Source organism: Yinghuangia seranimata, assembly GCF_029953285.1.
Taxonomy (GTDB): domain Bacteria; phylum Actinomycetota; class Actinomycetes; order Streptomycetales; family Streptomycetaceae; genus Yinghuangia; species Yinghuangia seranimata.
This window is the reverse complement of record NZ_JASAOI010000045.1, coordinates 58804-82843: the sequence shown is the minus strand read 5'-3', so window position 1 is coordinate 82843 and position 24040 is coordinate 58804. Positions and strand designations below refer to the sequence as shown.

Annotated in this window: 20 protein-coding genes and 1 pseudogene; 10 read left to right on the top strand and 11 right to left on the bottom strand. The window is 73.4% G+C overall.

Annotation, left to right across the window (positions count from 1 at the left end; genetic code table 11):
* Positions 1-4: 4 nt before the first annotated feature.
* Both QI554_RS27520 and QI554_RS27515 read right to left on the bottom strand, forming a co-directional pair.
* Positions 5-1177, bottom strand: a complete 1173-nt coding sequence (locus tag QI554_RS27520) for a cytochrome P450 (RefSeq protein WP_281473383.1) — start codon at positions 1175-1177, stop codon at positions 5-7.
* A 245-nt stretch (positions 1178-1422) separates the two neighbouring features.
* A complete protein-coding gene (locus tag QI554_RS27515; protein ID WP_281473382.1) occupies positions 1423-4398 on the bottom strand; it encodes an ATP-binding protein in 2976 nt (991 codons plus the stop codon).
* A gap of 507 nt (positions 4399-4905) precedes the next feature.
* Between QI554_RS27515 and QI554_RS27510 the strand changes: the two genes are divergently transcribed.
* Positions 4906-6120, top strand: coding sequence for an MFS transporter (locus tag QI554_RS27510; protein WP_281473381.1), 1215 nt, complete (start codon positions 4906-4908; stop codon positions 6118-6120).
* Between the two features lie 43 nt (positions 6121-6163).
* Here QI554_RS27510 and ligD read toward each other — a convergent pair whose 3' ends face one another.
* On the bottom strand, positions 6164-7180 hold the full coding sequence (gene ligD, locus QI554_RS27505) for a non-homologous end-joining DNA ligase (RefSeq protein ID WP_281473379.1): 1017 nt from the start codon (positions 7178-7180) through the stop codon (positions 6164-6166).
* Positions 7181-7208: 28 nt separating this feature from the next.
* Between ligD and QI554_RS27500 the strand changes: the two genes are divergently transcribed.
* Positions 7209-8279: an ATP-dependent DNA ligase gene (locus tag QI554_RS27500; protein ID WP_281473377.1), complete on the top strand. Its 1071-nt coding sequence runs from the start codon at positions 7209-7211 to the stop codon at positions 8277-8279.
* A gap of 985 nt (positions 8280-9264) precedes the next feature.
* Here the strand turns inward: QI554_RS27500 and QI554_RS27495 are convergent.
* The 3 genes from QI554_RS27495 to QI554_RS27485 form a co-directional block, all read right to left on the bottom strand.
* Positions 9265-10029, bottom strand: a complete 765-nt coding sequence (locus QI554_RS27495; RefSeq protein WP_281473375.1) for a crotonase/enoyl-CoA hydratase family protein — start codon at positions 10027-10029, stop codon at positions 9265-9267.
* Positions 10030-10062: 33 nt separating this feature from the next.
* Positions 10063-10827 (bottom strand): SDR family NAD(P)-dependent oxidoreductase, encoded by a 765-nt coding sequence (locus tag QI554_RS27490; RefSeq protein ID WP_281473373.1) that lies wholly within the window; start codon positions 10825-10827, stop codon positions 10063-10065.
* A gap of 176 nt (positions 10828-11003) precedes the next feature.
* A complete protein-coding gene (locus QI554_RS27485) occupies positions 11004-11645 on the bottom strand; it encodes a TetR/AcrR family transcriptional regulator (protein WP_281473371.1) in 642 nt (213 codons plus the stop codon).
* 103 nt (positions 11646-11748) lie between these two features.
* Between QI554_RS27485 and QI554_RS27480 the strand changes: the two genes are divergently transcribed.
* Both QI554_RS27480 and QI554_RS27475 read left to right on the top strand, forming a co-directional pair.
* Positions 11749-12960, top strand: coding sequence for a thiolase C-terminal domain-containing protein (locus QI554_RS27480; protein ID WP_281473369.1), 1212 nt, complete (start codon positions 11749-11751; stop codon positions 12958-12960).
* A complete protein-coding gene (locus QI554_RS27475) occupies positions 12957-13349 on the top strand; it encodes a Zn-ribbon domain-containing OB-fold protein (RefSeq protein ID WP_281473367.1) in 393 nt (130 codons plus the stop codon). Before QI554_RS27480 ends, QI554_RS27475 begins: the two co-directional genes overlap by 4 nt.
* Positions 13350-13472: 123 nt before the next feature.
* Here QI554_RS27475 and QI554_RS27470 read toward each other — a convergent pair whose 3' ends face one another.
* Positions 13473-13964, bottom strand: a complete 492-nt coding sequence (locus tag QI554_RS27470) for an HPP family protein (RefSeq protein ID WP_281473365.1) — start codon at positions 13962-13964, stop codon at positions 13473-13475.
* A 128-nt stretch (positions 13965-14092) separates the two neighbouring features.
* A complete protein-coding gene (locus tag QI554_RS27465; RefSeq protein WP_281473363.1) occupies positions 14093-14509 on the bottom strand; it encodes a hypothetical protein in 417 nt (138 codons plus the stop codon).
* Between the two features lie 119 nt (positions 14510-14628).
* Here QI554_RS27465 and QI554_RS27460 point away from each other — a divergent pair, with 119 nt between their 5' ends.
* The 4 genes and pseudogenes from QI554_RS27460 to QI554_RS27450 all read left to right on the top strand — a co-directional run bounded on the left by QI554_RS27460 (position 14629) and on the right by QI554_RS27450 (position 18720).
* On the top strand, positions 14629-15369 hold the full coding sequence (locus QI554_RS27460; RefSeq protein ID WP_281473362.1) for a hypothetical protein: 741 nt from the start codon (positions 14629-14631) through the stop codon (positions 15367-15369).
* A 43-nt stretch (positions 15370-15412) separates the two neighbouring features.
* Positions 15413-16237, top strand: a pseudogene (locus tag QI554_RS43600) (CoA transferase); the annotation flags it as partial.
* Between the two features lie 94 nt (positions 16238-16331).
* On the top strand, positions 16332-17738 hold the full coding sequence (locus QI554_RS27455) for a CaiB/BaiF CoA transferase family protein (RefSeq protein WP_281473360.1): 1407 nt from the start codon (positions 16332-16334) through the stop codon (positions 17736-17738).
* A gap of 55 nt (positions 17739-17793) precedes the next feature.
* The gene (locus QI554_RS27450; RefSeq protein WP_281473359.1) at positions 17794-18720 is read left to right on the top strand and encodes a hypothetical protein; all 927 of its coding nucleotides are present in this window, start codon (positions 17794-17796) and stop codon (positions 18718-18720) included.
* Here the strand turns inward: QI554_RS27450 and QI554_RS27445 are convergent.
* The 3 genes from QI554_RS27445 to QI554_RS27435 form a co-directional block, all read right to left on the bottom strand.
* Positions 18717-19562 carry a patatin-like phospholipase family protein gene (locus tag QI554_RS27445; RefSeq protein ID WP_281473357.1) on the bottom strand — a complete coding sequence of 282 codons (846 nt, stop codon included), beginning with the start codon at positions 19560-19562 and terminating at the stop codon, positions 18717-18719. The two genes, QI554_RS27450 and QI554_RS27445, sit on opposite strands and share 4 nt — an antisense overlap.
* A gap of 70 nt (positions 19563-19632) precedes the next feature.
* Positions 19633-19947 (bottom strand): DUF6191 domain-containing protein, encoded by a 315-nt coding sequence (locus QI554_RS27440; RefSeq protein ID WP_281473356.1) that lies wholly within the window; start codon positions 19945-19947, stop codon positions 19633-19635.
* Between the two features lie 56 nt (positions 19948-20003).
* The gene (locus QI554_RS27435) at positions 20004-20696 is read right to left on the bottom strand and encodes a GntR family transcriptional regulator (RefSeq protein WP_281473355.1); all 693 of its coding nucleotides are present in this window, start codon (positions 20694-20696) and stop codon (positions 20004-20006) included.
* An 83-nt stretch (positions 20697-20779) separates the two neighbouring features.
* Between QI554_RS27435 and QI554_RS27430 the strand changes: the two genes are divergently transcribed.
* Positions 20780-22411, top strand: coding sequence for a thiamine pyrophosphate-dependent enzyme (locus QI554_RS27430; RefSeq protein WP_281473354.1), 1632 nt, complete (start codon positions 20780-20782; stop codon positions 22409-22411).
* An 83-nt stretch (positions 22412-22494) separates the two neighbouring features.
* Complete coding sequence (locus QI554_RS27425; RefSeq protein WP_281473352.1) at positions 22495-23997, top strand: aldehyde dehydrogenase family protein; 1503 nt, start codon at positions 22495-22497, stop codon at positions 23995-23997.
* Positions 23998-24040: the final 43 nt, after the last annotated feature.

Sequence of the window (24040 nt, the reverse complement as noted above, 5' to 3'; positions counted from 1 at the left end):
GCTTTCACCACACGACGGGGAGTTCCACGACCCCCGACTGCAGCCGGTCGTCGTGGAACCGCACCTCCTCCACCGGGATCGCCAGCCGCAACTCCGGGAACCGCTGGGCCATTTGCCCGAGCACTTCCTGCATCTCCATGCGCGCCAGCGGGGCGCCGAGGCAGTAGCGGCCGCCGTAGCCGAAGCCCAGGTGCGGCACGGCGCCGCGGTCCGGGTCGAACCGGTCGGGGTCCTCGAACACCGCCGGGTCGTGGTTCGCCGCGGCGATGTCCAGCAGCACCAGGTCGCCCGTGCGGATCAGGTGCCCGTCGACCTCGAAGTCGGCGCGCGCCCAGCGCGGGAGGCCGCCGGTGCCGGACATCGGCGCGCGCATGATCTCCTCGACGAGCGGCGCGATCCGGTCGGGCGCGTCGAGCAGGCCCTGCCACTGGCCGGGCTGGGTGAGCAGCAGCAGCGCGCCGAGGCCGATCTGCGCGACGGTCGTCTCGTGGCCGGCGAACAGCAGCGTCATCGACAGCACGGCGATCTCGTCGTCGCGCAGGCTGTCTTCGGCGCACAGCCCCGAGATCAGGTCGTCGCCGGGCGTCCGGCGCTTGCGGGCCACCAACTCCGTTCCGTACGTGAACAGTTCGATCAGGCCCTGGTGCGAGTGCTCGCGCATGTCGGCGTTGCCCGCGGCTTCCGACCAGGCCCGGAACTGCTCCCGGTCCTCGTACGGGACGCCGAGCAGCTCGCAGATCACCATGATCGGCAGCGGCAGCGCGACGACGGGGTTGAAGTCGACCGGGCCGCCGTCATGCGCCGCCAGGTCGTCGAGGAACCGCCCGGCGAGCTCGGCGACGCGCGGGCGCAGCGTGCGCATGCGGCGCGGCGAGAAGTAGGGCTGCAACAGGGCGCGGTTGCGGGCGTGTTCGGCGAGCTCCGTCTCGAACTCCCCGGTCGGCCGCCCGATCAACGCCGACTCGGACAGCCGGGGCGCGTTGTCGGGATCGGGGTGCGAGCGCCCGAGCCGCGGATCGTCCGCCAACGCCCGGACCTGCGGATAACCGGTGATCAGCCAGGCCTCGTCACCTACCCGGGTCCGGATCCGGTGCACCGGGCCCTTCCCCTGGAGCTCACGCTGGACCCGCGGGGGCTCGACGGCCCCGGTCACGGCGAACGGCAGCTGAGCGGTCATGGTCGGTTCCCCCGTCGACGGTGGCCGGTCGTCCTGCGGGGACGATAGGTCGGACGGGTTGCAGACACAATGCCCTTACCGGGCAAGTGAGTTGCCTATGAGCTGTGGATCAGGTGCCGGTGAGCTGCCGATCAAGTGCCGGTGAGCTGCGGGTGATCGCCGTCGATCACGTGCCCGTGAGGTGCCGGTGATCGCCGCCGGGCCACCGGTGGGGCGCCGGTCGGGCCGGCGCCTCCCTCGGCACGTCAGCCCTCGGCCTCCGCCTGGTCGATCAGCCCCGCGCGGTACGCCAGCGCCACCGCCTCCGTCCGCGACGCCGCGCCGAGCTTGGCCAGGATATTGGAGACGTGCACGCTCGCCGTCTTCGTGCTGATGAACAGCGCCTCGCCGATCTGCCGGTTGCTGCGGCCCTTCGCCAGCAGCGCCAGCACCTCCTGCTCGCGGCCGGTCAGCACCGTCGCGGGGCCGGCCGCGGAGGCGGAGCCGCCCAGGCGGGCCCTCCGGGCCAGCGCGTCCACCGCCTCGGCCAGCGGCACCGCGCGCAGGTCGGCCGCCGTCGCGCGGACCTCGTCGGCGACCACCGCGGCGTCGGCGCGCCGGTCGGCGAGGATCAGCGCCTCGACCAGCCGCAGCTTAGCCCTGGCCTGCTCGTACACGTTGCCGTAGCCGTACGCCTCGACCACGCCCGCCCACACGTCCGGGTCCACCGTGCCGTCGGCGCGCGCCCGTTCCGCCTCCGCGCGGCGCAGCCACGCGACGCCCTCGGGGCCGTCCGGGCGCCGGAGCCGGGCCGGCTTGGTCGCCGTCGCGCGCGCGAGGTCGACGAACTCGTCGGCCAGCGCGGTGAGTCGGGCCACGGCCGCGGCGTCGCCGCTCAACCGTGCCTCGGCGGACGCGTCCCCGACCGCCGCGAGCACCAGCGCCGAGAACCGAACGCCCGCGTCCGGCAGCGGGTTCTCCGGGGCGCTCAACGCCCCCATCGCGCGCCGCGCCCACTCCGCCGCGCCGTCCGGGTCGCGTCGCGCCAGCGCGTCCTCGACCAGCAGCAGGCCGCCGACGAGTTGGGCCATCCAGGTCGACTGCTTGCGGTCGTACAGCGCGCGGGCCCGCGCGGCGACGCCCGGATCGCCGCGGCCCTGCGCGACGTACAGCGCCACGTCCGCGACGTGGCCGAACGTGCTCGGGGCGGTTCCGGCCGCCTCGACCGCCTCGTCCCAGCGCCCGACGGTGTACAGGACGAGGGCGCGCAGGTAGCGCATCTCCAGCGCGTAGGGCGCGTTGGTCTGGGCGGTGCGGCGCGCCCGCTCCCGGCCCTCGTCGAGCCAGCGCAGGCACTCGTCGAGCTCGGCCGTCTCGTGGCAGCCGAGCGCCAGGTTGTACAGGGCGCGCAGCTCGATCGCGACGTTGCCCGCCTGGCGGGCCAGGTCGGCGGCGCGGCGCAGCTGTTCGCGGCCGGGCGCGGTCGTGCGGTTGTTGTCGTCGATCGCCGTGAGCGTGATGAGCACGTCGGCCATCGCGTCCGGCACGTTCAGCTCCTCGGCGGCCTTGATCGCCTGGAGGCCGAGCTCGAGCGCGGTGCGGTCCTTGCGGGCGTAGAACGCGGCCAAGGTGTGCGTCGACGCCGCCCACACCCACGTCAGCGTCGGCGGGTCGGCGGGGATCAGGGCGAGGGCCTGGCTGCTGAACTCGAGCGCGGCCTCCAGGTTGTCGACCGACATGAGGTTCGACGCGAGCGTGTAGCGGACCTTCGCCGCCAGGTTGGTGTCGCCGTGCGAACCGACGCGGTCCAGCGCGGCGCGGGCGAGCGCGACGGCGCGGTGGCCCTCGCCCATCCGCACGGCCGCCGCCGACGCGCGCAGCATCAGGGCGACGTCGTCGGTGCCGGTCAGCTCCTCAGCGTCCGGGACCGCGTCCCAGATCTCCAACGCCGTCTCGACGTGCCGCAGTTCCTCGGCGGGCGCGGCCACCCGCGCGGCGTGGTCGGCGGCTTCGAGCGACGCGGTCAGCGCACCCGGCAGGTCGTGGCTCTCCCGGTGGTGGTGCGCCCGCTCGGCGGCACTGCCCGCTCGGCGCGCGCCGACACCGAGCAGGCGGGCGAACTCGCCGTGCAGCCGCACCCGTTCGCCGGGCAGCAGATCGCTGTACGCGGCGTCGCGGGTCAGCGCGTGACGGAACGAGTACGTCGCGCCGCCGGGGTCGGCGACGAGCAGGTGGCGGCCGATGGCCTCGCGCAGCGCGGTGTCCAGCTCGTCGTCCGGGAGTTCGAGCGCGTCCCGCAGCAGCCCGTGCTCGACACGGCGGCCCGCGACGGCCGCCGTGCGCAGCACCCGCTGCGTGCTGTTGGACAGTTGCTCGATGCGGGTCAGCAGCACCTCGGCCAGGCCGCTCGGGACACCGGCCATCGTGTCCTCGGCGGCGGCGACGCGGAGCTCCTCCGCGTAGAAGGCGTTCCCCTCGGCGCGCTCGACGATGCCGCGGACGGTCTCCTCGGACAGCTGCTCCGCGCCCAGCGCGCGGACGAGCGCGGCGACGTCCTCGTCGTCCATCGGACCGAGGTCGAGCCGCCCGACGACGGGCAGCCGCACCAACTCGGCGAGCAACGGACGCACCGGGTGCCGCCGGTGCAGGTCGTCGGAACGGTACGAGGCCAGCACCGCGATCCGCTGGTGCGCAGCACCGCCGGAACGCTGCGGCTGGAGCCGGCTGAGCAGGAAACGGAGCAGGTCACGCGTCGACTGGTCCGCCCAGTGCAGGTCCTCGACGACAACCAGCAGCGGTGCCCGCTCGGCGAGCTCCGCCAGCAGCGCCGCGACCTCCTCCAGCAGCCGCAACCGCACCCCGGCGCCCTCGGCCGCCGTCGACCCCGACGGCGCCCCGCCGCGCAGCAGCCGCTGCACCGCGGGGTACGCCTCGAGCACCTCGGCGAGGCCCGGGTCGTCCTCGACGTCGCGCAGGATCTCGGTGAACGGGAAGTACGGCAGACCGACCTCACCGAGATCGATGCAGTGCCCCGTCAGCACGGTCATCCCGGCGCCCCGCGCCCGCTCCCCGGCCTCGTCGAGCAGTCGCGTCTTCCCGACCCCGGCCTCCCCGGCGACCAGCACCGCCCGGGGATCCCCGGAGCGGGCACGCTCCAGCGCGTCGTCGAGCCAGGAGATCTCCGTCCCCCGCCCGACGAACGGTGTGTCGAAACCCGTCCCGAAACCCAAGTGCTGCACCACGGGGCAATCCTGGCACGCGGGGCGGCCGAGCGGGGGGATCGGTATACGCAAACGCGCAGGCCGGACACGGTCTGTGCGGTGGCGGTGGCAGGGCGTCGATGGCCGCGGGCGCGATGGCGATCACGTGCTGGGTGCCGGCGCCGACACCCCGCTGGACCTGCCTCCGCCGCGGTGCGGATCGCGCGCAGCGTGAGGGCGCGGACCTCTCGCCTGGCTCGCCGCCGCCGTGGTGCGGACCTCCCGTGGGATGCAGGTGCCGACCCGTCGGCTCACGGGCGTCGGCTGTGGGCCCGATCGCGCGCAGGGTGCGGATGTCGCCGCCTCATCCCGCCGGACTCGGCGGCCGCACCAACCGCGCGCCGCATGTCGGTGTCGCACCCTCGTCCCACCGGCTTCGGCCGCGGGCCCGGCCGCGCGCAGGCGGAGGGTGCCGCCGCGTCCCACCGGCTTCGACCGCGATGCTGATCGCGCGTCGGGTGTCGGTGCCGACCTCTACCCTCCGGCCGCATGACGACGACGGCGCCACCCCAGCCGAAAGCCAGCGCGCTGCCGGTCGTGTTCAAGGTCTGGGTCGGGGCCGCACTGATCTCGCAACTGGGCGACGCGGCCTTGTACTTCGCGCTCGGCTGGGCGGCGACGGCGCACGGTGGGGCGGCCGCGGGACTGGTGATGACGATGATCGTCCTGCCGCGGACCGTGCTGCTCCTGCTCGGGGGAGCGGTCGGCGACCGGGCCGGTGCCCGGCGGGTCATGCTCGTCGGCGACGCGGTGATGTTCGTGGTCGCGCTCACCCTGGCCCTGGCCGCGTGGCGCCTCGGCACGCCGCTCGCGTTGCTGCTGGTCGCGGCGCTGGTGATCGGCGTCAACGACGCGTTCTATCTGCCCGCGTCCGGGGCGATGCCGCGGGTCCTGGTCGATTCCGAGCACGTGGCCCGGGCGACGGCGATGCGGCAGAGCGGGAGCCAGCTGGTCGCGATGGCCGGCGGACCGCTGGGCGGGGCCGTGGTCGCGTACGCGGGGCTGCCGGCCTCGGCGGCGGTGGACGCCGCGACGTTCGGCGTCGTCCTAGTGGTGCTCCTCCGCATCCGGCCCCGTTTCGCCCCGCCGCAGCCCGCCGAGCGGCGGCACATCGTGCGCGAGGCGGCCGACGGTGTCGCGGTCGTCATGCGCACGCCGGGGCTTCGCGGCGTGCTGTGCCTCATGGCCGCGGCGGCTGGGTTCGTCATCCCGGTGGGCTCGCTGCTCGTCCCGTTGCTGTGCCGTTCGAGGGCCTGGGACGCCTCCGCCGCGGGGCTGATCACCGGCGCCCAGAGCGTGGGCACGGTCGCGGTGACGCTAGCCGTCACCTGGAAAGGCACGGCGCGGCGGCTCATGACGGTCGCCGCGGCAGGCATGGTCCTGGCCGCGCTCGGCCTCGCGGGGCTCGCGCTCACGCCGTCCCGAGCCGTCGCGGTCGTGAGCGCACTGTGCGGCGGTGCCGGGATCGGACTGCTCATCAGCCACCTGGCCCCGGTCCTGATCACGGCCGCGCCCGAGAGCCATCTGACCCGGGTGCAGTCGCTGTTCACCCTGACCCAGAGCGCGGCCCTGCTCCTGACGGTGAACGTCCTCGGCGGCGTCGCGCACGCGTTCGGGCCGCGGGCCGGGATCGCGCTGTGCGCGGTGGTGCTCGGCGGCTGCGGGGCGGCCGTCCTCGTCGGGCGCCGCCTTCGGACCGCCTGACCGCGGGAGACTCGTCGGCTGCGGGCCACTCCTCGACGAGGCGCTACTCCTCGACCGGGTGCTTCGCGCGGCTCGGCTGCACGCGCGGCGGCTCGCCCGGCATCTTCGGGTGGTCCGGCGGATACGGCAGGTCGCCCAGGCCGTGGTCGCGCTGCTGGCGGTCGGCCATTTCGAGCACCGACTCCAGGCCGAACGCGTGCTCGGGCATGTCGGCGTGGCGGTCGCCGACCGCCTTGTAACGCTCCGGCATCGTGGCGAGGTCGAAGTCGTCCGGATGGGCGTCGTCCAGCTCGTCCCACAGCAGCGGGGCCGAGACCGTCGCCCGGCGGTTCGCCCGGACGGAGTAGGCGGCGGCGATCGTGCGGTCCCTGGCCATCTGGTTGAAGTCGACGAAGACCCGGGCCCCGCGCTCCTCCTTCCACCACGCGGTCGTGACCCGGTCCGGCATGCGGGACTCCAGCTCGCGTCCGAGCGCGATCACGGCGCGGCGGACCTCGACGAACGTCCACTCGGGGCGGATCGGCACATAGAGGTGTACGCCGCGGCCGCCGGACGTCTTCGGCCACCCCGTCAAACCGTGCTCGGCCAGCACCGCCCGCATTTCGTGGGCGGCGCGGGCCGCGTCGGCGAAGTCGGTCTCGGGCTGCGGGTCGAAGTCGATCCGCAGCTCGTCCGGCCGGTCGGTGTCGGCGGACGTGACCGGCCACGGGTGGAACACCAGCGTGCCGAGGTTCGCCGCCCACACCAGCGCCGCGACGCTGTCCGGGCACATCTCGTCGGCGGGCCGCCCGCTGGGGAAGCGGATCCGCGCCGTCGGGATCCACTCGGGCAGGTACTTCGGCGCGCGCTTCTGGTAGAACGACTCGCCGTCCACGCCCTCGGGGTACCGCTCCAGCGTCGTCGGGCGGTTCCGCATGCCGCGCAGCATGCCGGGGCCGACGGCGACGACGTAGCGGATGACGTCGCCCTTCGTGAAGCCGCGTTCCGGGAAGTACACCTTGTCGAGGTTCGTCACCCGGACGGACGTGCCGTCGACGTCCATCTGCTCGGCAGCGCTCATCGCACCAGAGTAGGCCAGAATGTGACATATGCACCTGCCCGTCATGCCGCCGGTCAAGCCGATGCTGGCCAAGGCCGCCGCCCGCATCCCGTCCGGCATGCACTACGAGGCCAAGTGGGACGGCTTCCGCGCGATCGTGTTCCGCGACGGCGACGAGGTCCTGATCGGCAGCCGCAACACCAAGCCGCTCGACCGGTACTTCCCGGAGATGGTCGACGCGTTCCGCCGCCTGCTGCCGCCTCGCTGTGTGCTGGACGGCGAACTCGTCGTCGCGGTCGGCGGGCGCCTCGAGTTCGACCGGCTGCAGGACCGCATCCACCCGGCCGCGTCGCGCGTGCGCAAGCTCGCCGAGGAGACGCCGGCCTCGTTCGTCGCCTTCGACCTGCTGGCGCTCGGCGACGAGGCGTACCTGGACCGGCCCCTGACGGAGCGTCGGGCGGCACTGGCCGAGGCGCTGGGGGACGTGCCCGCGCCCGTTCACCTCGCACCGGCCACCGACGATCCGGCGCTCGCCCAGGCCTGGTTCGAGCGCTTCGAGGGCGCGGGCCTCGACGGCATCGTCGCCAAGGACCCGGCGGGACGGTACCGGCCGGACGAACGCGTGATGGTCAAGGTCAAGCACGAGCGCACCGCCGACTGCGTGGTGGCCGGCTACCGCGAGCACAAGTCGGGACCGGTGGTCGGGTCGCTACTCCTCGGCCTGTACGACAGTCGTGGCCGCCTGCAACACGTAGGCGTCAGCTCGTCGTTCACCACGGCACGCCGAGCCGAACTGGTCGACGAGCTCGCCCCGTACCGCGTCCCCGACGACGGAACCGGCGACCACCCCTGGGCCCACTGGGGCGAGGCCGAAGCCCACGAGGCCGACCGGCTCCCGGGCGCGGTCAACCGCTGGACCGGCGACCGCGTCGCGGACTGGATCCCGCTGCGCCCCGAACTGGTCTGCGAAGTCGCCTACGACCACACCCAGGGCGACCGCTTCCGCCACACCACAAGATTCCGCCGCTGGCGCCCGGACAAGGACGCAACGGACTGCACCTACGACCAACTGGCCGAACCGGCCCAGTACGACCTGTCCGACGTCTTCGGCGAGGCCTGACCGGGTCGTGTCGCGCCGTCGGGTTGCGAGCGAGCCGGCATGTGCGGGGTGGGGCTCGGTCGTTGCGGAGTGGAGACCGTCGGCCATGCACGGTCCCCTGGCCTGCACGCCGGCGGTGGCCATCTCCCCCTCCCGATTTGTGATTGTCCGCGCGGCCGGTCGCCTGTCAAGGCGCGGTGGACCGGTCCTCGACAGGTGGCCTGTCGCGTGTCGGGGAGGCGCCTTGACAGGCGCCCGGCCGCGCTTAAAACCGCGGCAACTATCGGGAGGGGGAGGCGGTGTGGAGGCGCATCGGGTGCGTTGCGTTGCCGGGCTACGGTCCCAGCGTGGGGCGGGCGGGCAACCGCCTTTGACGACCGGTGACCGCACTTCACGGCTCTCATATCGCACCAAATCGGGGCATTGAGGTACCCGAATCCCTATTGGCTTTGCGTCAAAAGAACCAAATGGCCACCTGGTTGCCATTTGGTTCTTTTGACAATGGTTTTCAGTAGTCCGGGCGGCCCCGACCCGGCGGCGCGACCCGGGTCCGGCCCCGACCCGGCACCCGACCGGCAGCGGCTTAGCGCGCACCACGCTGGGATCGCAGCCCGGCACGACCAACGCGACCAAAGCGCCTTCACACCCCGCGCCCCTCCCGATAGCTGCCGGGTTTTCTGCGCGGCCGGGCGGCTGTCAAGCCGCCCCCACCAACACGCGACAGGCCACCTGTTCGCACAAGATCCATCGCGGCTTGACAGCCGTTCGGCCGCGCGGACCATCAAATCCGGGGCGCCAGGACACCGCCAGCAGACAGGTCAGGAACGGTGCAGCCAAAGAGACCCGCGAGGCCACCGCCAGCAGCCAGGTCAGGAACGATGCATGGCAAGGGACTTCCACGCTGCAACGTGCGAGCCCCGCAACGCAGATGGCGGCTGGCTCGCACGTCGACGGCGCGACTCCGCGACTGAGTGGGCCGGCCGAATGCCCCGAACCTCGCCGGGCGTTACTCGCCTCGCCAGACCGGCGCGCGCTTCTCCGCGAAGGCGGTCGCGCCCTCCCTTGCGTCCTTCGAGGTGAAGACCCGGATCAGCGCCTCCTGTTGGCGGGTGAAGAACTCGTCGGTGGGCCAGTCCCGCGAGGCGGTCATCAGCTCCTTTGTCGTCTGCACCGCCAGGGGCCCGTTGGCGGCGATTCGGGCTGCCAGGGATCGGGCGCCGGTCAGGGCGGCTCCCGGTTCGGTCAGGTGGTTGACGAGGCCGTAGCGGTGGGCGTCCGCGGCCGGCAACGGGTCGCCGGTAAGGGCCAGTTCCATGGCCAGGTTGTACGGGATCCGTTGTGGCAGCCGCAGCATGCCGCCCGCGCCCGCGACGAGCCCGCGTTTGACCTCGGGGATTCCGAAGCGGGCGTCCTCCGCGGCGAGGACCAGGTCGCACGCGAGGACGATCTCGCAGCCTCCCGCGAGCGCGTGGCCCTCGACCGCCGCGATGATCGGCTTGCGTGGTGGGCGGGTGGTCAGGCCGGCGAAGCCGCGGGCCGGGTGGGTGACGTCCTCGCCGGACACGAAGGCCTTCAGGTCCATGCCCGCGCAGAACGTGCCGCCCGCGCCGGTGATGATCGCGACCGTCAGGTCCTTGCGGCTCTCGAACTCGTCGAGCGCCGCGGCGATCCCGTCGCTGACCGCGCGGTTGACCGCGTTGCGTGCGGCTGGCCGGTTGATGGTGATCTCGGTGACGCCGTCGGCGTGTTCGACCAGCACCTCGTCGGACACCGGTGCTCCTCTCGGCTTGCGGAAGGTCGGACGTCAGCGCGGCGCCATCCGGATCCCGCCGTCGAGCCGGATCGTCTCGCCGTTGACGTAGCCGTTCTCGATGATGAACTGCGCGGTCTGGCCGTACTCGTCGGGTGTGCCGAACCGCCGGGGGTTGGGGACCGAGGCGGCGAGCGAGTCGCGGATGTCGTCCCGCAGCAGCGCGAACAGCGGTGTGTCCATGAGCCCCGGTGCGATCGTGTTGACGCGGATGTTCCGCCCCGCGAGGTCGCGCGCCGCGCAGATCGTCATGCCGACCACGCCGCCCTTGGACGCCGTGTACGCGATCTGCCCGATCTGCCCCTCCCACGCCGCCACCGACGCGGTCAGCACCACCACGCCCCGTTCCCCGTCGACGGGTTCGTTGCCGGCCATGGCCGCCGCGGTGAGCCGCAGCACGTTGTACGAGCCGATCAGGTTGACCCGGACGACCATCTCGAAGGCGTTCAGGTCGCCCGGTTCGCCGGCCTTGTCGACGACGCGGATCGGGAACCCGATGCCCGCGCAGTGCACGACCGCGCGCAGCGGCGCGGCCTGCTGCGCGACCTCGATGACCGCCTGGATCTGGTCGGGTTCGGTGACGTCGGCGGGCACGAACCGTACGCCGCCCCCGAGTTCGTCGGCGATCTCGGCGCCCTTGGAACCGGGCAGGTCGAGGATCACGACGTGCGCGCCGGCCTTGGCCAGCCGTTTGACGGTGCCGAGCCCGAGGCCCGACGCACCGCCGGTGACGATCGCGGAAACGCCCTCGATACGCATGCAGTGGTCTCCAACCCGTGTACCGCGCCGCGTCGCCGCGACGCGCGGTCTGCCGTGGGGAACTCGGTCGCGCGCACACCTGTTCGACGCGCCGCGCGAGCCGCGACACTGTTGAACGAGCGTTAAGTTACGTCGCGTGGCGCGGACCCGCAAGACCGCCGCGCCGGGCGCGCGGTTCAGCTGTGGCGCGGCACAGTCCCGCCGGCCCGCGGCCCGGCGCGCCGCACGCACTCCACCACGGTCAGCGCCAGGTGCACGTACTGCTCGACGAGCCCCGCCGGGTCCACCGGCCCGGCCGGGTCGTACCACTGCACGATCGCGTTGCAGGCGGCGACGACGGTGCGCCGCGCGTTGTCCGGGTACGGCGTGCGGAAGACGCCCTGCGCGACGCCGTCCTCGATGACGTCGGCGAACAGCCGCGTCCCGGACGCCGCGACCGCGCGCCGCCGCTCCTGGTCGCCGGCCTCGGCGAGGTGGTCCCCGCTCAGCAGCAGAACGCTCTGCACCCGGAACTCGACCAGGTAGCGCACCGTGGCGTCGACCAGCGCGGCGAGCCGGTCGGCCGGGTCGGGGCCCGCCGCGTCCAGCGCGTCGGCGCACATGCGGAAGTACATGTCGGTGGCCTCGGCCAGCACCGCGTCCAGCAGCTCCTGCTTGCCGGAGTAGTAGTGGTACAGCGCCGCCATGCTCACCCCGGCGCGCTGCGCGATGTCCCGCACCGAGGCGCCGTGGAAGCCGCGTTCCGCGAAGACCTCGCACGCCGCCGCGTGCAGCACGGCCACCCCGGGGCGGCGCCGGGCGGGGGTGGGGGAGGTCATGCGGCCACCGTACCTTAACGATCGTCAAGAAATTGTCTACGCTGCGCAGCGGACGGTGCGGGCGACCGCGGCACCGGCACGAGCGGACGAAGGGCGTGGGCTGGTGGGTGGTTTCGCGGGCGCGCGGGCGCCGGTGATCGCCGGGCTCGGCATCACCGAGCTGGGCAACGTGTACGGCCGCACGTCGGCGGACTTCGCGGCCGACGCCGTGCGGCGCGCGGTCGCCGACGCGGGCCTGGCCCTCGGCGACGTCGACGGCCTCCTGACCAACACCGGCCTCGCCGCCGACCTCACCCTCGGCCTCGCACGGGACATGGGCCTGCGCGACCTCCGGCTGCTGTCCGAGGTGCAGGCGTTCGGCTCGTCGGCGGGTGCCATGGTGCAGTACGCGTCGATGGCCGTCGCGTCCGGCATGGCCGACGTCGTCGCATGCGTGTTCGCTGACGCGCCGCTGCGCGAGCCCGGGGCCGGCTCGGCCGGGGCGTACGCGGGCACCGGCCGCCGCCTGACGCAGGGTTGGCGCGCGCTCGATGTCGCCGCCGGGCTGCTCGGGGCCAATCCGCTGTACGCGCTCGCCGCGCGGCGGCACATGCTGGCGTACGGCACCACCAGCGAGCAGCTCGGCGCGATCGCGGTGGCGCAGCGGGCGTGGGCCGCGGGGAACCCGCGTGCGCGGTTCCGCGAGCCGATCACGCTCGCCGACCACCAGGCGTCGCGGATGATCGCCGACCCGTACCGGCTGCTGGACTGCTGTCTGGTCAGCAACGGCGGCGTCGCGGTGCTGGTGACGTCCGCCGACCGGGCCGCCGACCTCGCGCAGCCGCCGGTCCACGTGCTCGGCGGGGCGCAGGCGCACCCCGGCTACCCGGCGTCGAGTGACAGCACGTTCGGCCTCGTCAGCGGCGCCTCGCAGGCCGGCCCGGCGGCGTTGAAGGCGGCCGGTGTCACCCTCGGCGACATCGACGTCGTCGAGTTGTACGACTGCTACACGTTCACCGTGCTGCTCACGCTCGAGGACTACGGCTTCTGTGCGAAGGGCGAAGGCGGCCCGTTCGCGGCGACGCCCGGCGTACTCGGTCCTGACGGTTCGCTCAAGCTGAACACCGGCGGCGGCCAGCTGTCGTCGTACTACATGTGGGGCATGACGCCGCTGTCCGAGGCCGTCATCCAGGTCCGCGGTCAGGGCGGCGAACGGCAGTGCGAACGGCACGAGTTGGCCCTCGTCAGCGGCAACGGCGGCATCCTCGACCACCATTCGACGCTCGTCCTCGGCGCCTCGCCGCGCGAGCGGAGCATCACCGGGAGCGGCTCGTGACCCCCCTTCAGGCCTCGCCGGTCACCGCCGAGTTCTTCGCCGGCACGGCACGCGGCGAGCTTCTGGTCCGGCGCTGCGCGGACTGCGGACGCCACCTCGCCCCGCGGTGCGTGTCCTGCGAGGTGTGCGGCGGTACGGACCTGGCCTGGACGGCGGCGTCGGGCGCGGGCCGCGTGGTGTCGTGGACGGTGCTCCCGGACCGGGCCGGCGGCCCGCCGGTCGTCGCGGGCATCGTCGAACTGGCCGAGGGGCCCTGGCTGAACGTCCGCTTCGTCGACGTCGTGCCCGAGGCGATGACGGGCGGCCTGGCGGTCGAGGTGCGCTTCGTGCGACCCGAAGGCGGCGAAGCCGTCCCGGTGTTCGCGCCTGCGGAGCAAACCCTCGGATAGCGGTCCGGCCGCGACGGTCCCACGCGAGGACCAGAACGCCCGAACAGAGCACACATGACAAGGGCCCACGGCGGTTGCCGTGGGCCCTTGTCGCAGCCTGTCATGGGCTTGTCCGAGGGGGAACTAGCGCCAGTAGACGGGGTACTTGCGGCCGGGCAGCACCCGGCCGAGGAGCAGGCCCGCGCCGATCACGATCAGGGAGGCGGGCAGGATCGGGTTGAGCAGGTAGCTGATGTTCGGCGCGGACAGGCCGATCAGCGCGGCGGTCGCGGTGGCCGGCGGGTGCGGTGCGCGCAGGAGCAGCATCGGCGCGGTGGCCAGTCCCGCGGCGACCGCCGCGGTCCACAGGGACGGTCCGGCGACGGCGGTCGCGGCGAGCGCGACCAGGGCGGCGGACAGGTGGCCGAGGACGATGCTGCGGGGCTGCGCGAAGGGAACCGCCGGTGCGACGGCGACGATTGCCGCGCTGGCCGCGAACGGCAGGGCGAACAGGCGCAGGTGGCTTGCGGATGCGGCGAGCGCGAGCAGCAGCAGGGCGGCGACGGTGGCACCGGTGGTGATCAGGACGGCGGTGAGGGTGGGGCGCGTCGGGGAGGCGACGGTGTTGGCGGCCATGGCGGTTCCTCCGGTTCGGCGAGCGCCAGGGTCCCCCCTCGCGCCTTCATCTAACGCTTACATGGCTATCTAAGCATTAGATGAGAGCGGGGATTCCGCCGGGGTGGATCTTTACTGTGTGTTCTGGGTCACGCCAGCCCGAGGCGCTGCCAGAACCGCGCCACCTGCTCGAGTACAAGCAGCGCGACGACGCCCGCCGCGCCCGTCGCTGCCGTCACGGCCGCGAGCGCGGCCCACAGTTCGTCGCGGTGCCCGGGCTCGGGGTCGCGTGCGGTGGCCCGCGCCAGGACGAGGCATCCGGCGCCCGCCCCGCCCGTGAACAGCAGCCCCAGTACCGCCCAAGCGGCCGGGCCGCGTCCGCCGGCCGGGAGGCCGTGCCACATCAGCGCCAGGCCCAGGAGCATCACCAGCCAGGCGACGGCCAACACCGCGGCCCGGCGCACGGCGGGATGCCGTGCGTCGGGCCGAGAGGAGCGGGGGAGCCACTGGCCGGCGAGCCAGGAGGAGCGGAGCCAGGAACGGGGGTGCCACGTCGATTGCGCCACTCTTCCGACGCTAGGCGCGGCCCTGGTGCCCGGCAGCCCGGCGCGTCCGAACGGGTGAACGGCGGGCCTTCGAAGGAGCCTTCAAAGCGCGCGGATATCATGTATAAAATCCGCGCACCATGGCCAACGAGAAGCTCTACATCCACGAGTTCATCGACATCATCGGCCACAACCGCGCGAACTACATGCACCACATGACCGCCAACTGGAGCCCGATCGCCCAGGAGGAGCGGAACCAGCTGTGCTACGGCGTGTGGGGCGTCGTCGGCAGTACGAAGGACTGGCCGTCCGTCGTCAACCTCTGGGAAGAAGACGGCTTCGACGGTATGGCCGCGTCCTTCCGCCACGAGTTCAGCGGCGCGACCCTCCAGGACCCCAAGCTCGCCGCCTGGTGGGCCGAGGCCGCGAAGTTCCGCTCGCGCGGCCAGGACCGGCTGCTGGTGCCGGCCCCGTGGACCCGCACGATCGAACAGCTGTGCGCGGACGGCGTACGCGGCGAGACCTACGCGCACGAGCAGCTGCGCACCACGCCCGGCAAGGCGCGGGACCTCCTCGAACACGTGGCCGAGAGCGGTGTGCCGTTGCTCGGCGCGTACGGCTGGGAGCTCGCCGGGGCGTGGGAGACCGCCATGACCGGCGACTCGGAGGCGTTCCTGCTGTGGGCGATACCCGCGTGGGAGCAGTGGGCCGAGGCGGAGAAGGCGGAGCGCGCGGACACCGCGCTCGGGCGCTGGCGGCGCGACTTCTACCAGCGGACGACGTCAGCCCACCGGTTCCTGCTCGCGGACGCCGAGCTGTCGCCGTTCCGGACGGGCCGTCAGCCGGCCCGCACCGACCGGCGGTCGGGGTGGACGGAATGAGTGCGCCGCGCCGGGGGCTTCGGTGACGGAGGCGCCCGAGGTGATGCCGCTCGACGGCCTCCGCGTCGTCGAGCTCGCGGGCTCACTGGCGGCCGGCTACTGCGGGCGGCTCTTCTGCGACGCGGGCGCCGAGGTCGTCCGGGTCGAGAAGGGGCCCGAGGCCGGGGCGGGCGGCCCTCGGTCGCCGCTGTCCGCGTTCCTCGACGGCGGCAAGCGCTCGGTGCACGGATCCGCCGCACTGGTCGCATGGTTGACGGCGCGGGCGGACGTCGTGATCGCCGACGCCGGGGCGGGCGGCGTCCTCGCCGACGGTCTGACGGTGCGCAACCTGCGCGCCCGCAAGGCCCGTTGCGTCGTCGCCACGATCAGCGCCTTCGGAACGACCGGGCCCTGGTCCGGTCGTCCGGCCAACGACTTCACCCTCCAGGCGTGGAGCGGCTCCACGGCCCGGCGAGGCGACGAGGCCCGGGGCCCGGTGCCCGCGGGCGGCGAACTCACGCAGTGGGCGGGCGGTGTGGCGGCTGCGGTCGGGGCGCTCGGCGGACTGCTCGGCGGACGCGGGGGCCACGTCGACGTCTCGCTCCTCGAAGCCGCGACCGTCCTGTTCAACGGCTTCATGTGCGTCGCCGACCAACTCGCGCCCACGCCACGGCGATCGGAGGTGCGCCCGTACAACGAGATCCCGTCCGTCGTCCGGGCCGCCGACGGCTGGGTCGGCTTCGCCACCAACTCGGCCGCCCAGTTCGCAGCGTTCGCCGACCTGGTCGGCCACCCGGACTGGGCGCGGCACCCCGAGTACTGCCGCGCCGACCGGCGCGGCCACCACGCCGACGTCCTCGGACCCGCCGTCGACGCCTGGGCCCGCAGCCGTACCCGTCGACGAGATCACCGCCCTCGCGCGGGCGCGCAAGATCCCCGTCGCGCCGGTCGGGAACGGGCGCGACACCCCGGGGTTCGACCACATGCGGGCGCGCGGCGGCTTCGTGGAGCGGGACGGCGTCCTGCGGCCGGCCGTGCCCTACCGGATGTCGCACGCCGCGACGCGCCCACCGGCAACGGCACCGCAGCCGGGCGCGGACACGGCCGAGTTCCTGTCGGGTGCGCGGCAGGACGACGGCGCGGCAGAGGCCGAACGCCTCCGCGGCGAAGCGCGCCCCGACGCGCCGCTCGCCGGCCTGCGGGTCTTCGACCTGACGTCCTACTGGGCCGGGCCGTACGCCTCCCAGATCCTGGCCTGGCTCGGCGCGGACGTCGTCAAGGTCGAATCGGCCCGGCGGCCCGACGGGACACGGGTGGGATCGGCATACACCACCGCCGCCGACCGCCCCTGGGAACGGGCCCCGCTCTTCCACGCGGTCAACACCGGCAAGCGCGGCGTCACGATCGACCTGACCCACCCCGAAGGAGTCCTGCTCGCAAGGAGGTTGCTCGACGTCTGCGACATCCTCGTGGAGAACTACTCGCCACGCGTCGTCGAACGCTTCGGCCTACTGCCCGCCGACGGCGAGCGCCCGGACCTGATCACCGCCCGCATGCCGGCCTGGGGCCTGACCGGGCCGTGGCGCGACCAGCCGGGCTTCGCGCAGAACATGGAGCAGGCCACCGGGCTGGCCTACATCACCGGTCACCCGGACGGCCCTCCCGTCGTCCCGCGCGGCGTGTGCGACCCCCTTGGCGGCTGGCACGCGGCGTTCGCGGTCCTGGCCGCCGTGTGGCTCCGCCGCCGCGGAGGACCGGGTCAGCTGATCGAAGCACCCTTGCTGGACGCGGCGTTGAACGTCACCGCCGCACAGGTGCTGGACTGGTCCGCGCACGGGATCCTGGCCGGACGGCACGGCAATCGCTCGCCGTCGGCCGCGCCCCAGGGCCTCTACCCCTGCGGCCCGGACGGCGCACTGCTCGCGCTGTCGGTCGAGGACGACGCCCAGTGGCGCGCCCTCACCTCCGTCCTGGGCGCACCGCCGTGGCCGGACGCCCACGAACTGTCCACGGCCGAGGCCCGGCACCGGGCCCACGACCGCGTCGACGCCTGGCTGACGGAGATCCTCGCCTCGTACGACCGGACGCCCTTGGTCCTGAAGCTGCTGTCCCACGGAGTCCCCGCCGCCGCGCTTACCCCCGCCGAACGCGCCCTGGACCACGAGCAACTGACGCACCGACGTTTCGCCACGACGGCGAACCACCCGGTGACCGGCCCGGTGAGTGTCCCCGGATTCCCCGCGCCGTGGCCGCTCACGTCCCACACCGAGGTCCCCGCGCCGCTCCTCGGGCAGCACAACGACGACGTCTTCGCCGGTCTGTTGGGCCTATCGACTGAGGAGCTCGCGAAGCTGGCCGACTCCGGAGTCGTCGGAACACATCCGCTGTGAAGCTGTGAAGTGAACCGGTTGGGTCGGCGTCGGTGACCGGTGGCACGATGCCGGGATGGCCAAGAACAAGGCAACGGGGTGGACGTACGGGCGCATGGCGCCGGTACTCCAGGAGATAGGCATGATTTCGGCGGAGAAGGCCGCGGCGGTGCTGGAGGAGTGCGCCGACTACGCGGACGAGCCGATGACGCAGTACGAGATCGCGAGCGCGCTGGAGGAGTTCGGCCTCGCCGTGAGCGTGCACGCCGACGACATCGATTCGGTGGAAGACGACTACGCGAGCCTGCTGGAGGACGCGGCGGCGCTGACCGGCGGCGCGGTGACCGTGACCAACGTGCGCCTCGTCGAGGGCGACGACGACATCGAGTCCGGACCCCGCGACGACGTCATCGAGTTCGAGCGCAACGGCGTGCCGGTAAGGGTCAACGCAATGCACTACGCGCTGGACTACTACGACCAAGGGGCGGCCTGCGTGGCGATCGCCGAGCTGTCGCCCGCCGAGGACTGGAGGTTCCGGGAGGTCGAGTTCGACACGGAGCCGTCCCGGGGCTACGACAGCATCATGGTCCTCGCCACACACGAGCATGCGGCGGCGCTGGAGGCGCACTTCGGGCTGCGCGTCGACGGTGCGCAGTCGTACACGACGATGGCGAGGCTGCTGCGCGAACTCGGCCTGGTCGGTGAGGAACGGGCACGGAGCGTCGTCTCGGAGCGCGAGGGCCACGGGGACGCGAACACGGAGCTGACGCGCCATCGCATAGCGGAAGCGCTCGTCGAGTTCGGCCTCGGCGTGTCCGTACCGGCAGGGGAGGACGTGGACGCCGTGGCCGCACGGCTCGCCCTGGAGGTCGGCGACGCGCGCCGACCCCACAAGGTGGACTACGGACACCCCGAGGGAGGCCCACACGACAGCGTGCTGGTGTGGGCCACCCCGCAGGAGGCCCAGGCGCTGGGGGAGCGGCTGGGCCTGTCGCTGTATTAGGCGCCCGTCGTCCACTCCACTTTGAGCGCGCGCCCCTGGGCCCGTCCCGCCTCCGCCGACGGCGTACGGGTGGACGGGTCCAGCGGGTTCGCGCCCACAGCGGCCTTGCACGCGTCGTCTGGCTCGATCACCGCGACCTCGGCGCCCGCGGCGCGAAGGTCTGCGACGGCCTGGGTGAGCGGGAATTCGCTCGGCAGGAGCTGGGTGGTGCCGAGCGGCGCGATGACCAGGACGCGGGTGGATCCGGCGGCGAGGTCGGCGCTGTCGTTGGAGCGGACTCCGCCGTCCACGTACCGGCGTCCGTCGACGGTCGCCGGCGGCCACACGCCCGGGACGGCGCAGCTGGCGGTGACGGCGTCGACGAGCGGGACGCCGGAGGTGCGGTCGAAGACACGCGGCTCGCCCGTCTCGGCGTCGACCGCGACCACCTTCAGCGCGCGGTCCGGCCATTCGTGGGACGGCAGCCGCGACTCGACGACCGCGCGCCGCACCGGCTCGGCGACAGTGTCGGTGTCCAGCGCGAAGCGGCCGACCGCGGCGCGGGCGCCGACGGCGTCGGCGGCCCCGGCGAGGGCGGCGCCCAGCCGTGCGCCGAAGGTCTCCAGGTCGAGGTCGACCATGATCTCGGCGGCCTGCAGCCCGGGTTCGGTCTGCCGGGCGTACAGCTCGTCGAGGCTCAGCCCGCTGCCGAGCTGCGCGGCGACGTTCGCGCCGGCCGACGTCCCGATGAGCAGGTCGGCGTCCGTGACGTCCTGCCCGGCGTCCGCGAGTCCGGCCAGCACACCGGTCATCCACGCGATCCCCGCGACGCCGCCCCCGCCCAGCACCAACGTGTAGCTCATGCCCGCCCTCCACAAAGTTGATCTTCATCGAGAGCGTAGTGCCGCTTTCGGCGTCCCGCTGAGGTCGCGTTCACGGGGCCGATTTGCGGATGACGACGACGCCGCGTTCCAGGTCGACACCGTGCGGCGGCGCGCCTGCCTCGTCGTCGACCCGGATCAGCTCCTCCGAGCGGCGCTGTTCGAGCTGAACGCGCTTGCCGGCGCTGAGGAACGCGTGCAGTTCCTCGGTGGCCGTCGCCCCCACGCCCGGGCCGGCGCCCGGTGCGCGGGACCTCAGGCGGCGCCTGATCCACGCCGGCCGGCCGGTGCGCAGCACCACATGGCGGGCCGAGGCGGCGGTGAACGGGATCAACACCAGTACGGCGATGAGCAACAGACTCGTCATCATGACCATGCTGCGGCAACGCCCGGTCGGCGGCCTGCGGTTCCTGCGCCCGGTTCCTACCCGGCGAGAAGACCGCGCTTCGACAGCAACCGGACGACCCGCTCGCCCTGGTCGTGCAGCATTGCCGCCAGTTCCCGCTGGGCCGCCTCGCCGTCGCCCTTGCCCACGGCCGTGGTCACGGCCCGCAGGCCGCGGCGCTGGATGGCCATCACCCCGGGTACTTCGGCGAAGAAGTTCCCCGGTACCAGGTTGGTCGTGAACAGTCGGGCCATCGCCGTGACGCGTTGCGAGCGCGCCATCGCCAACAGGTGTCGCAGGTATTCGGTGTTGCGGTCGAAGAACTCGCCGGGATCGGTCGCCGTACGCAACGCCGCGTAGCGCGCGGCCAGTTCGGTGCGGTCCTCGGCGATGCCGCGCTCGGCGGCGCGGCGGGCGGTGTAGCCGTAAAGCAGGCCCAGCATGTCGTAGTGATCGCGCGTCGAGTTCTCGTCGAGGCCGTTGACGAACGCGCCGCGGTGCGGCTCGCTCGTCACCCACCCCTCGCGGTCGAGCGCGATGACGGCCTCTCGCACCGGTACGCGGCTGACCCGAAGGTCGGCGGCGATCTCGTCCTGCGGCACGCGGTCGCCGGTGCGCAGCGTCGTATCGAAGATCAACTGGCGGATGTATTCGGCGACTTGGGCAGCGCTGGTGGGGCGGGCGAGCCCGTCGCGGCCGACCGGGCCGCGCGCCGGGCCCCGGCCGCTCATGCGGGTGGTGATGGCGGCCTCCCGGGTCCGGTGCGACGCCGCGGCTCTACTGCGCGGGCGATCGCACTGATAATGTATCAAGTATGCGGAACTCCGAGCACCCGCACGGAAGTCCAGAGGAAGCAGGCGAGTGGAGCGGCGGCCACGCACTGGCCCGCCAGTTGGCCGCCGAAGGCGTCGAGGTGGTCTTCGGCCTGCCGGGCGAGCAGCTCATGCGCGCGCTGGACGCGTTCGTCGACGTTCCCGAACTGCGCTACATCGTCACGCGCCACGAGCAGGCCACGACCTATATGGCGGACGGCTACGCCCGCACGTCCGGCCGACCGGGCGTAGCGATGGTCGTGCCCGGTGTCGGCGTCTACAACGCGGCGAGCGGCCTCGCCACCGCGTACGCGTGCTCCTCGCAGGTCCTCCTGATCGCCGGGCAGATCGAACGCGACGCCATCGGGCGTGACTTGGGTCTGCTGCACGACGTGCACGACCAGCTCGACATCGTCCGGCCGGTCACCAAGCACGCCGAGCGGCTGATGCGCGCGGACGACATCGCCCCAGGTGTACGGCGGGCCTTCGCCGCCATGGCGACCGGACGACCCCGGCCCGCCGAGGTGGAGATCCCGCCGGAAGCGTTCGCGGAATCTACAAAGGCGGCACTCGCCGAGCCGGTGCCGACGGCCCGGCAGGCCGCGGACGAACAGCGGCTCGCCGCCGCTGCCGCGCTGCTGGCGGCCGCCGAACGTCCCCTCGTGATCGCCGGCGGCGGCGCCGTCCTCGGCGACGCATCCGCCGAACTCACCCGCGTGGCAGCGCTGTTGCAGGCCCCGGTGGTGACCACGCGGGAGGGCAAGGGCGCGGTCGACGACCGGCACCCGCTCGCGGTCGGCACCGCCTGGTTCAACTCCCGCATGCGGCCGGTCGTCGAGTCGGCGGACGTGGTGCTCGCCGTCGGGACACGCTTCCAGCGGATGGGCCTCGGCCCCGCGCAGAAGCTCGTCCACCTCGACGTCGACCCCGACCAGATCGGCCGCAACCACCCGGCCGACGTCGCGCTCGCCGGGGACGCCGCCCTCTCGCTGGCCGCACTGGCCGAACTCCTGCCGGCCGCACGCCGTTCACGCGCCGACGAGGCCGCCGCCATGCGGGCGAAGGCCCACCACGACCTCGCCGCCGTCGGCCCCCAGTGGGGCATGGTCCGGGCCCTGCGCGCGGGCATCCCCGACGACGGCGTCCTCGTCTGCGACACGACCTCCGTCGCCTACATGTGCCACATGGCGTATCCCGTGTACGCGCCCCGCACGTACCTGTGCACCTCATACATGGGCACCCTCGGCTTCGCCTACCCGGCCGCCCTGGGCGCGAAGGTCGCCCGCCCCGACGCGCCGGTCGTCACCGTCGTCGGCGACGGCGGATTCCTGTTCGCCTCCAATGAGTTGGCCACCGCCGTGCAGCACGGCATCCACACCGTCACCGTGGTCTTCGACGACGGCGCGTACGGCAACTCCAACCGCGACCAGCACGACCGCTACGGCGGACGCGAGTACGGGACGCTGCTGCACAACCCCGACTGGGTCGCCCTCGCCCGGGCGTTCGGCGCCGAGGGCGTGCTCGTCGACGACATCGCCAAACTGCCGGCCGTGCTCGCCGACGCGTGCGCCGCCGACGACCGCTCGACCGTCATCGCCGTCCCGATGGGACGGCTCCCGTCCGTCTTCACCTGATCCACCGCGGACCCGCCGGCCCACCGCCGAACCGCCGCCCGATCCACCGCGCCCGCACCCGAAGGTCCGCCCGAAGGAGTGCCATGCCCGCCGAGCAGCCCGTCGTCGCCGTCGACCGCGCCCGCCACAAGCGGCTCGCCGCCGAACTCCCCGACGTGGCGCTGCTCATCGGTGACGACGCGATCAAGCGCGGCGGTGCGGGCGAACACCTGCACGTCAACCCCGCAACGGGCTCGGCCCAGGCGGCAGTGCCACTGGCGGGGGTCGACGACGTGGACCGTGCCGTCGCGGCCGCCCGCGCCGCGTTCCCGGCGTGGCGGGCCTGGCGTCCCGACCACCGGCGCGACGCCCTGCTGCGGCTGGGCTCGCTGATCCGCCGTCACGCGGACGAGATCGCGAGGATCCTCGTCCTCGAAGCCGGGACGCCGCTGTCCGGCGCCGCCGCGATGCCCTCCCGCGCCGCCGACTACCTGGAGTACTACGCGGGACTCGCCGACAAGACCGAGGGCCGCGTCGTGCCGATCTTCCCGGAGCGGGCGTTCGACTACACGCTGCCCGAGCCGTACGGCGTCGTCGCGGTCCTGTCCACGTGGAACGGCGGCATATCCGCCGTCGCCCGCAAGGCCGGGGCCGCGCTCGCCGCCGGGAACACCGTCGTCGTCAAGCCGATGGAACTCGCGCCGTTCTCCACCCACGTGTTCGGCCTGCTCGCCCGCGAGGCCGGCATTCCTCCCGGCGTCGTCAACACGCTCCCGGGCGGCGCGGACGCCGGTGCGGCACTCGCCGCCCACCCCGACGTCGACAAGATCAGCTTCACCGGCGGGCCGGACACCGCCCGCAAAGTCCTCATCGCGGCGGCCGCCGCGATCACCCCGGTCGTCCTCGAACTCGGTGGGAAGTCGGGGGACATCGTCTTCCCCGATGCCGACCTCGCCGCCGCCGGGGCCTTCGCGGGCGCGGCCTGCATGCGCAACAGCGGCCAGGGCTGCGTCATGCCGACCCGGCTCATCGTCCAGCGCTCCGTCCACGACGAGACCGTCGAGCGCGCGGTGGCCGCGATCCGTGCCATGCCGATCGGGGACCCGCTCGACGAGCGCACCCAGATCGGCCCGGTCGTCACGGAGGCGCACGCGGAGCGGATCACCGCGATGGTCGACGACGCGCGCCGGCACGGCGTCGGCGAGCTGCTGATCGGCGGCGGGCGTTGCGACGGACCCCTGGCCGAGGGCGCGTTCGTGCCTCCGGCCGTCCTCGACCACGTGCCACCCGCCGCGGACATCGCCCAACGCGAGGTCTTCGGGCCGGTGCTGACGGTCCATCCGTTCGACGACGAGGACGAGGCCGTCGCGCTCGCCAACGCGACCCCGTACGGGCTCGCCGGCTACGTCCACACCCGCGACCTGCACCGAGCCCACCGCGTCGCGGCCGCGCTCGACGCCGGCTACGTGTCGCTGAACGGCTTCGCCGCGCTCCCCGCCGCCGCGCCGTTCGGTGGATTCGGCGGCAGCGGGTACGGCAAGGAGGGCGGCCGTGCGGGCCTCGAGGAGTTCGTCCGCACGAAGAACGTGTACCTGCCGCTGGGTTGAGCCCTGGCCCGGCCGCCCGAGAAGCGCCCGAGCACCGCCCGAG

Coding starts and splice junctions, on each gene's coding strand:
- QI554_RS27520 (WP_281473383.1), bottom strand. CDS start 1,177: ATGACCGCTCAGCTGCCGTTCGCCGTGACCGGGGCCGTCGAGCCCCCG.
- QI554_RS27510 (WP_281473381.1), top strand. CDS start 4,906: ATGACGACGACGGCGCCACCCCAGCCGAAAGCCAGCGCGCTGCCGGTC.
- ligD (WP_281473379.1), bottom strand. CDS start 7,180: ATGAGCGCTGCCGAGCAGATGGACGTCGACGGCACGTCCGTCCGGGTG.
- QI554_RS27500 (WP_281473377.1), top strand. CDS start 7,209: ATGCACCTGCCCGTCATGCCGCCGGTCAAGCCGATGCTGGCCAAGGCC.
- QI554_RS27490 (WP_281473373.1), bottom strand. CDS start 10,827: ATGCGTATCGAGGGCGTTTCCGCGATCGTCACCGGCGGTGCGTCGGGC.
- QI554_RS27485 (WP_281473371.1), bottom strand. CDS start 11,645: ATGACCTCCCCCACCCCCGCCCGGCGCCGCCCCGGGGTGGCCGTGCTG.
- QI554_RS27470 (WP_281473365.1), bottom strand. CDS start 13,964: ATGGCCGCCAACACCGTCGCCTCCCCGACGCGCCCCACCCTCACCGCC.
- QI554_RS27460 (WP_281473362.1), top strand. CDS start 14,629: ATGGCCAACGAGAAGCTCTACATCCACGAGTTCATCGACATCATCGGC.
- QI554_RS27455 (WP_281473360.1), top strand. CDS start 16,332: ATGCGGGCGCGCGGCGGCTTCGTGGAGCGGGACGGCGTCCTGCGGCCG.
- QI554_RS27450 (WP_281473359.1), top strand. CDS start 17,794: ATGGCCAAGAACAAGGCAACGGGGTGGACGTACGGGCGCATGGCGCCG.
- QI554_RS27445 (WP_281473357.1), bottom strand. CDS start 19,562: ATGAGCTACACGTTGGTGCTGGGCGGGGGCGGCGTCGCGGGGATCGCG.
- QI554_RS27440 (WP_281473356.1), bottom strand. CDS start 19,947: ATGACGAGTCTGTTGCTCATCGCCGTACTGGTGTTGATCCCGTTCACC.
- QI554_RS27435 (WP_281473355.1), bottom strand. CDS start 20,696: ATGAGCGGCCGGGGCCCGGCGCGCGGCCCGGTCGGCCGCGACGGGCTC.
- QI554_RS27430 (WP_281473354.1), top strand. CDS start 20,780: ATGCGGAACTCCGAGCACCCGCACGGAAGTCCAGAGGAAGCAGGCGAG.
- QI554_RS27425 (WP_281473352.1), top strand. CDS start 22,495: ATGCCCGCCGAGCAGCCCGTCGTCGCCGTCGACCGCGCCCGCCACAAG.